Annotated in this window: 1 protein-coding gene; it reads right to left on the bottom strand. The window is 59.0% G+C overall.

The features are described 5' to 3' along the window. Nucleotides 1–775 (bottom strand): IS110 family transposase (locus ACF8GB_RS12485; RefSeq protein ID WP_392527113.1); only part of this gene is annotated, 775 nt, incomplete at both ends.

The following is a 775-nucleotide window of genomic DNA, read 5'->3' as shown; positions in this document are numbered from 1 at the left end:
ACTTCACAAGCGCGATTTGAGGGTCGAACGGCTTTCCAGATTTCACCACGCCGTACACCAGGTACAACAACTTGCGCATCGCCGCGCATACGATCTGTTTATACGCTTTGCGCCGAGCCTCCAGCCGGTCTGCCAACGCCTTGACCACTGGGTTGTAGCGCATCGCTACTGTGCCAGCCATGAACAGCCCCGCCCTCAGCCTGGAAGATCCAACACGCGAGATGGCCGTCTGACCGACCTTTTCGCCTGATTGGTGAACTGTCGGGTTCAGCCCAGCAAATGCAACGATCGAAGCAGGGCTTTTGTACTTCAGCGGGTCGCCCAGCTCGGCAAGCAGCAAGGCTGCCGTGGTGTCGCCCAGACCTTTTATGGATGTGATCAGGTCGCGTCGCCCGCGCAGGTCCGGGTCGTCATTGATGGTCTGTTTGATGGCCTCGCATGTCTTCTTTATCTCATCGGCAATATGCCCAATCACTGCCGTGATCGATGGCTGCACCGCCAGCGGCGCTACCTCCAGGCGGTTCTGCTCCATCTGCTGCATTTCCTTCAAGTCGTCCAGGCGGCGCACCAGCGCCCGCAGCCGTTTTTGAGCCTCTGACTCCGGCGCCCACTGACGCAGCGAATCGCCTTTGTGCTTAGCGTAGGCAGCAATGATCTTGGCATCGGCTTTGTCAGTCTTGACGCGCCGCAGCTCAAGTACGGCGAACTTTGCGATCGAAGCTGGATTGACGACGCAGACCCGATAGTCCCGAGCATGCAGGTATTCGGCCAGCGC

It is taken from the genome of Pseudomonas sp. xss_4 (assembly GCF_043104125.1).
GTDB lineage: Bacteria > Pseudomonadota > Gammaproteobacteria > Pseudomonadales > Pseudomonadaceae > Aquipseudomonas > Aquipseudomonas parafulva_B.
The sequence above is the reverse complement of the archived record's forward strand: the minus strand, read 5'-3'. Positions and strand labels throughout refer to the sequence as shown.